This is a genomic window from Streptomyces sp. NPDC050164, assembly GCF_044459945.1.
GTDB classification, from domain to species: Bacteria; Actinomycetota; Actinomycetes; order Streptomycetales; family Streptomycetaceae; genus Streptomyces; species Streptomyces coeruleorubidus_A.
In genome coordinates this window covers 42561-52744 of the sequence record NZ_JBITJK010000041.1, presented here as the reverse complement: position 1 = coordinate 52744, position 10184 = coordinate 42561, and the positions used below count along the sequence as shown (strand labels likewise).

At 70.5% G+C, this 10184-nt stretch carries 7 protein-coding genes; 4 read left to right on the top strand and 3 right to left on the bottom strand.

The features are described from left to right. Positions 1–31 precede the first annotated feature (31 nt). Positions 32–745 (top strand): hypothetical protein, encoded by a 714-nt coding sequence (locus ACIBNA_RS36960; RefSeq protein WP_399169585.1) that lies wholly within the window; start codon positions 32–34, stop codon positions 743–745. A 33-nt stretch (positions 746–778) separates the two neighbouring features. Here the strand turns inward: ACIBNA_RS36960 and ACIBNA_RS36955 are convergent, their stop codons facing one another. The 3 genes from ACIBNA_RS36955 to ACIBNA_RS36945 form a co-directional block, all read right to left on the bottom strand. Beyond that, complete coding sequence (locus tag ACIBNA_RS36955; RefSeq protein ID WP_399169584.1) at positions 779–1966, bottom strand: sulfotransferase family protein; 1188 nt, start codon at positions 1964–1966, stop codon at positions 779–781. A gap of 109 nt (positions 1967–2075) precedes the next feature. Beyond that, entirely contained in the window at positions 2076–4118 is a 2043-nt protein-coding gene (locus ACIBNA_RS36950; RefSeq protein ID WP_399169583.1) for a TIM-barrel domain-containing protein, read from the bottom strand. Positions 4119–4225: 107 nt separating this feature from the next. Beyond that, positions 4226–5239, bottom strand: coding sequence for a LacI family DNA-binding transcriptional regulator (locus ACIBNA_RS36945; RefSeq protein ID WP_399169582.1), 1014 nt, complete (start codon positions 5237–5239; stop codon positions 4226–4228). A gap of 333 nt (positions 5240–5572) precedes the next feature. Here ACIBNA_RS36945 and ACIBNA_RS36940 point away from each other — a divergent pair, with 333 nt between their 5' ends. From ACIBNA_RS36940 to ACIBNA_RS36930, 3 genes are all read left to right on the top strand, one after another. After that, the gene (locus ACIBNA_RS36940) at positions 5573–7513 is read left to right on the top strand and encodes an acyl-CoA dehydrogenase family protein (protein WP_399169581.1); all 1941 of its coding nucleotides are present in this window, start codon (positions 5573–5575) and stop codon (positions 7511–7513) included. Positions 7514–7607: 94 nt separating this feature from the next. After that, positions 7608–8864 carry a 1-deoxy-D-xylulose-5-phosphate reductoisomerase gene (gene dxr / locus ACIBNA_RS36935; RefSeq protein WP_399169580.1) on the top strand — a complete coding sequence of 419 codons (1257 nt, stop codon included), beginning with the start codon at positions 7608–7610 and terminating at the stop codon, positions 8862–8864. Between the two features lie 8 nt (positions 8865–8872). Then, on the top strand, positions 8873–10165 hold the full coding sequence (locus ACIBNA_RS36930; protein WP_399169612.1) for a M50 family metallopeptidase: 1293 nt from the start codon (positions 8873–8875) through the stop codon (positions 10163–10165). Positions 10166–10184: the final 19 nt, after the last annotated feature.

Genomic DNA, 10184 nt, shown 5'->3' with positions numbered 1-10184 from the left:
CCCCCATCCCCCCACCCATGGAAGGGACACCATGGCATCACGCACTTTGAGCAGGATCACCAAAGCCCTGCTCGCCCCCGCCCTGGCACTCGGCGCCACCATAGGGCTCGCCTCCGCCCCCGCCTCCGCCGCCGTCTGGAACTCCTGCGACCGGTGGGGCAACACGAGCCTGAACGGCTACACGCTCTACAACAACATCTGGGGCTCCGGCGCCGGCAGCCAGTGCATCTGGGCCAACTCCGGCACCAACTGGGGTGTCTGGGCCAACCACCCCAACACCGGTGGCATCAAGTCGTACCCGAACTCCAAGAAGGTGATCAACAAGTCGATCGACTCGCTGCGCTCCCTCTCCAGCAACTACAACGTCTCCGTCCCGTCGTCCGGCGCGTACAACTCGTCGTACGACGTCTGGGACACGGACTACGACTACGAGATCATGCTCTGGGTGAACTACAACGGAGCCGTCGGCCCGATCGGCACCTCCCAGGGCTCCGTCAGCCTCGGCGGCCACACCTGGAACGTCTACAAGGGCAGCAACGGCAGCAACGAGGTCTTCTCGTTCCTGCGGACGTCCGACTCCAACTCCGGCACCGTCAACATCCTGCCTATCCTGAAGTGGATCAAGGACACCAAGCGCTGGATGGGCAACGAGACCATCGGTGACGTCCAATTCGGCTACGAGGTCACCTCGTCGTCCGGCGGACTCAACTTCACCACGAACAACCTGACCGTCAGCAGCAGCTGACGCCTCCCGGGCCGGGGCCGGCCGCGCCGAGCTTCAGGCGCGGTCGACCTCGGCCCGCAGCGCGTTGTAGTCCGCGAACGCCGACTCGACCTCGGCGCGGGTCAGGCCGTAGCGGGACAGGTCGTAGGTGTGCTTGCGGGTGCCCCGGGGGCGGGCGACGGCCGCGGGGAGACGGGCCGCGTCGGCCTCGGTCCAGGGGGCGCCGACGGCAGCGTAGAGCTTCGGGGCGCCGGTGGCGGGGTCGGAGCCGAGCCAGGAGTACGGGGCGTCCACCAGCTGCTCCGGCGGGATGGCGGCCCGGGCCGCGAGACCGCGCGTCATGGCGCGGCTCAGCAGGCCGAGCCAGGCGGCGCCGATGCCGGCCAGGTCCAGCGGGCGGGTGCTGACGGCCATGCCGTGCTCGATCAGCGAGCAGAACGACGCCACGACGGTGACCGGATCGCGGTGGCACCACACGATGGTGGCGTCGGGGAAGACCGTGCGCAGCGCGTCCAGGTTCTCCAGGTGCATGGGGGACTTCAGCACCCAGCGCCGCCGCGGACGGCCGTACTGGAGCACCTGGTAGACCTGCTTGAGGTATCGGTAGTCGGCGACGAAGTCCCGCTCGCAGTGCCAGGCCCGGTACTCGGGGATACGGGCCTGGGAGAACGGCATCAGGGCGTGCGGGAGCGCGAACGTGCACTCCTCGGGGCCCTCGGCGGCCATCGCGTGGATGTCGCGGAAACGCGGCGCGAAGAGGTTCGCGCCCTGCACCAGCCGGCGCCCGGCCGTGATCGCCTCGCGCCGCTGCCGGGGCGGCAACTCCAGGTCGGGTCCGAGCAGTTCCCACAGCAGCGGGCACCGGTGCTCGTCCGAGATCGACAGCACGGAGTGCGTGACCGTGGTGGCGGTGCGCGGCAGCCCCACGACGAACACCGGCTTCTCGATCGGCTCCCGCTCGATCTCCGGACGCTCGGCGATCAGCCGCCGCACCCGGGCCCGGTTGGCGAGATGCCGCCTGACGTGCGCCTGCGCGGACTGCCAGCCGACCGGGGTGAGGTTCTCCGCCTTCGCCCACCACCCCAGCAGCGACCGGAAGCCGTCGACGAACTCCCGGTCTCCCGGCGCCTCACCGGCCTCCACCACGATGCGGTCGAAGATCCGGTCCGGGTCACGACGGGAGCCGAAGCCCGGCCGCAGCAGCCAATTCGCCAGCGTGAGGGCGAGCGGTGACGTGGACACGCAGGAAAACCTATCCTCTCGAACCCGCTTGTGGTGGACGGAAGTTGGCCGAACAGCGAAAGGGGTGGCCGGAAGACCTCCATCGATCCGGCCACCCCTTCCGACGCGGCTACTCCGCTACGGGCAGCCGCGCCCCGTCCCGCAGGAAGAGCGGGATGCGGTCCAGCGGGGCGTCGACCGTCACCGACCGGCCGCCCTCGTACGTCTCACCCGTCCACGCGTCCGTCCAGGTGGCCCCCGCCGGCAGGTACGCCGTACGGGCGGTGGCGCCGGCGGTGAGCACCGGGGCGACCAGCAGGTCCGGGCCGAGGAGATAGCAGTCGTCGACCGACCAGGTGGCCTGGTCGTCCGGGAACTCCAGGAACAGCGGCCGCATCACCGGCAGGCCATCCTCGTGCGCCTCCCGCATGACGCGCAGGACGTACGGCTTCAGACGCTCGCGCAGCCGCAGGTACTTCTCCAGGACGGCCCCGGCCTCCTCGCCGTAGGACCACACCTCGTTCGGGCCGCCGGTCATCTCCGGGCCCAGTGGCATGCCCGGGTCGCGGAAGCCGTGCAGACGCATCAGCGGGGACAGCGCGCCGAACTGGAACCAGCGGACCATCACCTCCCGGTACGCCGGGTCGTCCGGGTCGCCGCCGTGGAAGCCGCCGATGTCGGTGTTCCACCACGGGATGCCCGACAGCGCGGTGTTGAGGCCGGCCGCGATCTGGCGGCGCAGGGTCGGGAAGTCGGTGCCGATGTCGCCGGACCACAGGGCGGCGCCGTAGCGCTGACTGCCCGCCCAGGCCGAGCGGTTGAGGGTGACGACCTCCTCCTCGCCGGTGGCGACGAGACCCTCGTAGAAGGTACGGGCGTTCTCGGCCGGGTAGATGTTGCCGACCTCCAGGCCCGGGCCCGTCCAGTAGCGCAGGTTCTCCTGGAAGCCCGGCTTCAGTTCCGGCTCGCAGGCGTCCAGCCAGAACGCCGTGATGCCGTACGGGTCGAGGTAGTTCTCCTTCACCTTCGACCACACGAACTCCCGGGCGTCGGGGTTGGTGGCGTCGTAGAAGGCCACCTGGACCGTGGAGGCGACCTCCTTGTCGGGCCAGTCGGCGTGCGCCATCGGGCCGTACTGGGTGCCGATGAAGTAGCCGCGCTGCTCCATGACCGGGTGGTTCTCGCTCAGCGGCGACACCGAGGGCCAGACGCTCACCACCAGCTTGATGCCGAGCTCGTCCAGCTCGCGCACCATCGCCGCCGGGTCCGGCCACTCCTTCGGGTCGAACTTCCACTCGCCGAGGTGGGTCCAGTGGAAGAAGTCGCAGACGATCGCCGAGATGGGCAGACCGCGCCGCTTGTACTCCCGCGCCACCGCCATGAGTTCGTCCTGGGTGCGGTAGCGCAGCTTGCACTGCCAGAAGCCCGCCGCCCACTCGGGCAGCATCGGCGTCCGGCCGGTCACCGCGCTGTAGCGGCGCTGGGCGGCGGCCGGGTCGCCCGCCGTGATCCAGTAGTCGATCTGCCGGGCCGAGTCGGCGACCCACCGCGTGCCGTTGTGCGCGAGCTCCACGCGGCCGATCGCCGGGTTGTTCCACAGCAGCGTGTAGCCGCGGCTGGAGGTCAGCACCGGGATGCCGACCTCGGCGTTGCGCTGGACCAGGTCGAGGACCAGGCCCTTCTGGTCGAGGCGCCCGTGCTGGTGCTGGCCGAGGCCGTACAGCTTCTCGTCGTCGTACGCGGCGAAGCGCTGCTCCAGGCGGTGGTGGCCGTTGCCGACGGCCGTGTAGAGGCGGGAGCCGGGCCACCAGAAGTGGGCGCGGTCCTCGGCGAGCAGCTCGGCGGAGTCCTCCGTGCGCAGGAAGCGGACCAGGCCCTCGGCGTTCACCTCGACGGTGAGCGCGCCGACGGTCAGCTGCCCGCGCCCGTCCTCGATCTTCACCGTGGACGGTGTCGCGGGGGCCTCGTCGAGGAGCGCGCCCGGGAGCCCGTCGAGCACCGGGCCGCCGAGCCGGGCCCGCACCCGGACCGCGTCCGGGCCCCAGGGCTCGATCCGTACGGTCTCCTGGCGGCCGCTCCACTCCAGCGCGCCGCCCCGCTCGCGGAACGTGCCGACGGTGGGGGAGGACTGCGCCAGACTCACCTGGGGCTGGGTTTCAGCAGGCTGATTCACGAGGCGGGCTCCTGTGCTCCTGTGGGAGTGCAGACAGAGGTGTGCGGACGTGCATGGGGTGCCCTGGGAGGAGGGCGGTGGTCAGGGGAACGAGAGAAGGGGTGTGCCTACGGCCGGGCGGGCGCCGGTCCCGTGCTGCCCCGGACCGTCAGCTCGGGCGCGATCAGCACGACGTCGTCGCTGCCGCGCCCCTCGAACTTGGCGACCAGGTGTTCCACGGCGTGCCGGCCCATCTCCTGCGCGGGGATGGCGACCGACGTGAGCCGCACCGAGGCCTGCGTGGCGACCTGGTCGGGGCAGATCGCGACCACCGACATGTCCTCCGGCACGGCCCGGCCCTGCTGCCGCAGCAGCGCGAGCAGGGGCTCGACCGCCGACTCGTTCTGCACGATGATCCCCGTGGTCCCCGGGCGTTCGTCGAGGATCCGGGCGAGCGTCACGGCCATCGCGTCGTACCCGCCGTCGCACGGCCGGTGCAGCAGCCGCACGCCCAGCTCCCGGGACCGGGACCGGAGCCCGTCGAGGGTGCGCTCGGCGAAACCGGTGTGCCGCTCGTAGACGGCCCGGGCCTCGCCGATGACAGCGATGTCCTGGTGCCCCTGCTTCGCCAGGTGCTCCACGCACAGCGCGCCCGTCGCCCGGAAGTCCAGATCGACGCAGGTCAGTCCGGCGGTGTCGGCGGGCAGGCCGATCAGCACGGACGGCTGGTCCGTCGCGCGCAGCAACGGCAGCCGCTCGTCGTCGAGTTCGACATCCATCAGGATCATCCCGTCGGCGAGCCCGCTCCCGGCGACACGGCGCACCGCGTCCGGGCCCTCCTCACCGGTGAGCAGCAGCACGTCGTACCCGTGCGTCCGCGCGGCGGTCGCCACCGCGATGGCGATCTCCATCATCACGGGCACGTACATGTCCGTGCGCAGCGGGACCATCAGCGCGATGATGTTCGATTTGCTGCTGGCCAGGGCACGGGCCCCGGCGTTCGGGTGGTACCCGAGCTCGCGGATGCTCCGCTCGACCCGCTGCCGGGTGGTCGCGGAGATGGACCGCTTGCCGCTGAGGACATAGCTCACCGTGCTCGCCGAGACTCCGGCGTGCTGGGCGACCTCGGCGAGGGTGACCATCCAGCTCTCCAAGCTTTGTGAAGCGCTTCGACAATGCGCGTTGCTGATGTGGGTGGGTGAGGGTGGTTCGACAGTAGCTCCAGCGGGAGTACGTGTCCATAGGTTGTCGAAGCGCTTCGATACCTATTTCTCAGGGGCGAGCCCGACTCCTGGCCGGCACCCCGATGCAACACCGTCGTCAGCCCCCCGACAAGTCCGGGAGCGCTCCGCCTCTTCGGCTGAACGGGCGCGCGAGGACTGGTGGGAGCGTCCGGTTTCGGGTACCAACGATCCAGTAGCGCTGATCGGTAACGTACGGTCCTCAACATCCCTATATGCGGCGAGGTGGCCCTCATGTCCGCTTCCACCACCCCCTCTTCCCGTCCCGCCGTCACCGAGCGGGAGGCCCGTGAGGTGGCGGAGGCCGCCCGGGAGCAGCACTGGCGCAAGCCCAGCTTCGCCAAGGAGCTGTTTCTCGGCCGCTTCCGGCTCGACCTCATCCACCCCCACCCCCTCCCGGCCGACGAGGCGGCCCAGCGCGGCGAGGAGTTCCTCGCCAAGCTCCGCGACTTCGTCGAGACGAAGGTCGACGCGGCCCTCATCGAGCGCGAGGCCCGCATCCCCGACGAGGTGATCGACGGGCTGAAGGAGCTCGGCGCCTTCGGCATGAAGATCGACACCAAGTACGGCGGGCTGGGCCTCACGCAGGTGTACTACAACAAGGCGCTCTCGCTGGCCGGCTCCGCCAGCCCCGCGATCGGCGTGCTGCTCTCCGCGCACCAGTCGATCGGCGTGCCGCAGCCGCTGAAGCTGTTCGGCACGCAGGAGCAGAAGGAGCGCTTCCTGCCGCGCTGCGCGCGCACGGACATCAGCGCCTTCCTGCTCACCGAGCCCGACGTCGGCTCCGACCCGGCCCGCCTCGCCACCAGCGCCGTGCCCGACGGGGACGACTACGTCCTCGACGGCGTGAAGCTGTGGACCACCAACGGCGTCGTCGCGGACCTGCTGGTCGTCATGGCCCGGATCCCGAGGAGCGAGGGCCACAAGGGCGGCATCACGGCCTTCGTCGTGGAGACCAATTCGCCCGGCGTCACCGTCGAGAACCGCAACGCCTTCATGGGCCTGCGGGGCATCGAGAACGGCGTCACCCGCTTCCACCAGGTCCGCGTCCCCGCCGCCAACCGCATCGGCGAGGAGGGCCAGGGCCTGAAGATCGCCCTGACCACGCTCAACACCGGACGGCTCTCCCTGCCCGCCTCCTGCGTCGCGGCAGGCAAGTGGTGCCTGAAGATCGCCCGGGAGTGGTCGGCGGCCCGCGAGCAGTGGGGCAAGCCCGTCGCGCACCACGAGGCGGTCGGCTCCAAGATCTCCTTCATCGCGGCCACCACCTTCGCCCTGGAGGCCGTGACGGACCTGGCCTCGCAGATGGCCGACGAGGACCGCAACGACATCCGCATCGAAGGCGCCCTCGCCAAGCTGTACGCCTCCGAGATGGCCTGGCTGATGGCCGACGAGCTCGTCCAGATCCGCGGCGGGCGCGGCTTCGAGACGGCCGAGTCCCTGCGGGCCCGCGGCGAGCGCGGCGTCCCCGCCGAGCAGGTGCTGCGCGACCTGCGCATCAACCGCATCTTCGAGGGCTCGACGGAGATCATGCATCTCCTCATCGCCCGTGAGGCCGTCGACGCCCACCTCTCTGTCGCCGGCGACCTCATCGACCCCGAGAAGTCCCTCGGCGACAAGGCGAAGGCGGGCGCCAACGCGGGCGCCTTCTACGCCAAGTGGCTCCCGAAGCTGGTCGCGGGCCCGGGCCAGCTCCCCACCTCCTACGGCGAGTTCAAACACGACGTGGACCTCTCCGGGCACCTGCGCTACGTCGAGCGCACCGCCCGCAAGCTCGCCCGCTCCACGTTCTACGCCATGTCCCGCTGGCAGGGCCGGATGGAGTCCAAGCAGGGCTTCCTCGGCCGGATCGTCGACATCGGCGCCGAGCTGTTCGCCATGAGCGCGGCCTGCGTCCGGGCCGAACTACTGCGCAGCCAGGGCGACCACGGCCGCGAGGCCTACCAGCTCGCCGACATCTTCTGCCGCCAGTCCCGGATCCGGATCGAGGAGCTCTTCAACCGCCTGTGGACCAACACCGACGACCTCGATCGCAAGGTCGTCAAGGGCGTCCTGTCGGGCACGTACGAATGGCTGGAGCGCGGCATCGTCGACCCGTCGGGCGAGGGGCCGTGGATCGCGGACGCGACACCGGGACCGTCCCGGAAGGAGAACGTCCACCGTCCGATCCGCTGACCGGCCACCCCAGGGGCGCGAGCCCGCACGGCACGCGCCCCCGCGAGGGGGACGCGCTGTCCTCACACACGATGCTTACGGCAACAATGGAGGAATGAGCGACAGTCCAGCCCCCCTCGCCGACCCGCACCTCGTCTACGACCCGGTGGCGGGCGACGGCCCGAAGGACGTGGTGATCCTCGGTTCCACCGGGTCCATCGGCACGCAGGCCATCGACCTCGTGCTGCGCAACCCCGGCCGGTTCCGGGTCACCGGCCTGTCCGCCAACGGCGGCCGGGTCGCCCTCCTCGCCGAGCAGGCGTACCGGCTGCGGGCGCGCACGGTCGCGGTCGCCCGCGAGGACGTCGTACCGGCCCTGCGCGAGGCGCTCACCGCGCAGTACGGCCCGGGCGAGCAGCTCCCCGAGATCCTCGCCGGTCCGGACGCGGCCACACAGCTGGCCGCGTCCGACTGCCACACCGTCCTGAACGGCATCACCGGCTCCATCGGCCTCGCCCCGACCCTGGCCGCCCTGGAGGCGGGCCGCACCCTCGCGCTCGCCAACAAGGAGTCGCTCATCGTGGGCGGCCCGCTGGTCAAGGCCCTCGCCAAGCCCGGGCAGATCATCCCGGTCGACTCCGAGCACGCCGCCCTCTTCCAGGCCCTGGCCGCCGGCACCAGAGCGGACGTCCGCAAGCTGGTCGTCACCGCCTCCGGCGGCCCCTTCCGCGGCCGTACGAAGGCGGAGCTGGCCCACGTCACCGTCGAGGACGCCCTCGCGCACCCCACCTGGGCCATGGGCCCGGTCATCACGATCAACTCCGCGACCCTCGTCAACAAGGGCCTGGAGGTCATCGAGGCGCACCTCCTCTACGACATTCCCTTCGACCGCATTGAGGTCGTCGTGCATCCCCAGTCGTATGTCCACTCGATGGTTGAGTTCACGGATGGATCGACACTGGCCCAGGCGACCCCGCCCGACATGCGCGGGCCCATCGCCATCGGCATCGGCTGGCCCGAGCGGGTCCCCGACGCGGCGCCCACCTTCGACTGGAGCAAGGCCTCGACCTGGGAGTTCTTCCCGCTCGACAACGAGGCCTTCCCGTCGGTGAACCTCGCCCGGCACGTCGGCGAGCTCGCGGGCACCGCCCCGGCGGTGTTCAATGCGGCCAACGAGGAGTGCGTGGAGGCGTTCCGCCAGGGCGCGCTGCCCTTCAACGGGATCATGGAGACCGTCACCCGGGTCGTCGAGGAGCACGGCACCCCGCGTACGGGAACCTCACTCACCGTGTCGGACGTCCTCGAAGCGGAGACCTGGGCGCGGACCCGGGCCCGGGAACTGGCGGTACAGACGGCGGAGGCCCGTGCATGACGACCCTGATGTTCATCCTCGGCATAGGCCTCTTCGTGGTCGGCCTGCTGTTCTCGATCGCGTGGCACGAGCTGGGGCACCTGTCCACCGCCAAGCTGTTCGGCATCCGCGTGCCGCAGTACATGGTCGGCTTCGGCCCGACGATCTTCTCGCGCAGGAAGGGCGAGACGGAGTACGGGCTCAAGGCCATCCCGTTCGGCGGCTACATCCGCATGATCGGCATGTTCCCGCCCGGCCCCGACGGCCGGCTGGAGGTCCGCTCCACCTCCCCGTGGCGCGGCATGATCGAGGACGCCCGCTCGGCCGCGTACGAGGAGCTCAGGCCGGGCGACGAGAACCGCCTGTTCTACACGCGCGCGCCCTGGAAGCGCGTGATCGTGATGTTCGCGGGCCCCTTCATGAACCTGGTCCTGGCCGTGGCGCTGTTCCTCGCCATCCTGATGGGCTTCGGCATCACCCAGCAGACCACCACGGTCAGCTCGGTCTCCCAGTGCGTCATCGCGCAGAGCGAGAACCGTGACAAGTGCGAGAAGGGCGACCCGGCCGCCCCGGCCGCCGCCGCGGGCCTCAAGGCGGGCGACAAGATCGTCTCCTTCAACGGCGTCAGGACCGACGACTGGAACAAGCTGTCCGACCTGATCCGCGCCAACCCCGGCAAGGAGGTGCCGATCGTCGTCGACCGCAAGGGCCAGGACGTCACCCTGCACGCGAAGATCGCCACCAACCAGGTCGCCAAGAAGGACTCCGCCGGCCAGATCGTCGAGGGCCAGTACGTCCAGGCCGGATTCCTCGGCTTCAGCGCCGCCACCGGCGTGGTCAAACAGGACTTCGGCGAGTCGGTGACCTGGATGGGCGACCGGATCGGCGAGGCCGTCGACTCCCTCGCCGCCCTCCCCAGCAAGATCCCGGCCCTGTGGAACGCGGCCTTCGACGGCGCCCCGCGCGAGGCCGACTCCCCGATGGGCGTGGTCGGCGCGGCCCGCGTCGGCGGCGAGATCTTCACCCTCGACATCCCGCCCACCCAGCAGCTGGCCATGGCCCTGATGCTGGTCGCCGGCTTCAACCTCTCCCTGTTCCTGTTCAACATGCTCCCGCTGCTGCCGCTCGACGGCGGCCACATCGCGGGCGCCCTGTGGGAGTCGCTGCGCCGCAACACCGCCAAGGTCCTGCGCCGGCCGGACCCCGGCCCCTTCGACGTGGCGAAGCTCATGCCCGTCGCCTACGTGGTCGCCGGGATCTTCATCTGCTTCACGATCCTGGTGCTGATCGCCGATGTGGTTAACCCGGTGAGAATCTCCTAGTCATACGGCGTTCGTGGCG

Coding starts and splice junctions, on each gene's coding strand:
- ACIBNA_RS36960 (WP_399169585.1), top strand. CDS start 32: ATGGCATCACGCACTTTGAGCAGGATCACCAAAGCCCTGCTCGCCCCC.
- ACIBNA_RS36945 (WP_399169582.1), bottom strand. CDS start 5,239: ATGGTCACCCTCGCCGAGGTCGCCCAGCACGCCGGAGTCTCGGCGAGC.
- ACIBNA_RS36940 (WP_399169581.1), top strand. CDS start 5,573: ATGTCCGCTTCCACCACCCCCTCTTCCCGTCCCGCCGTCACCGAGCGG.
- dxr (WP_399169580.1), top strand. CDS start 7,608: ATGAGCGACAGTCCAGCCCCCCTCGCCGACCCGCACCTCGTCTACGAC.
- ACIBNA_RS36930 (WP_399169612.1), top strand. CDS start 8,873: ATGTTCATCCTCGGCATAGGCCTCTTCGTGGTCGGCCTGCTGTTCTCG.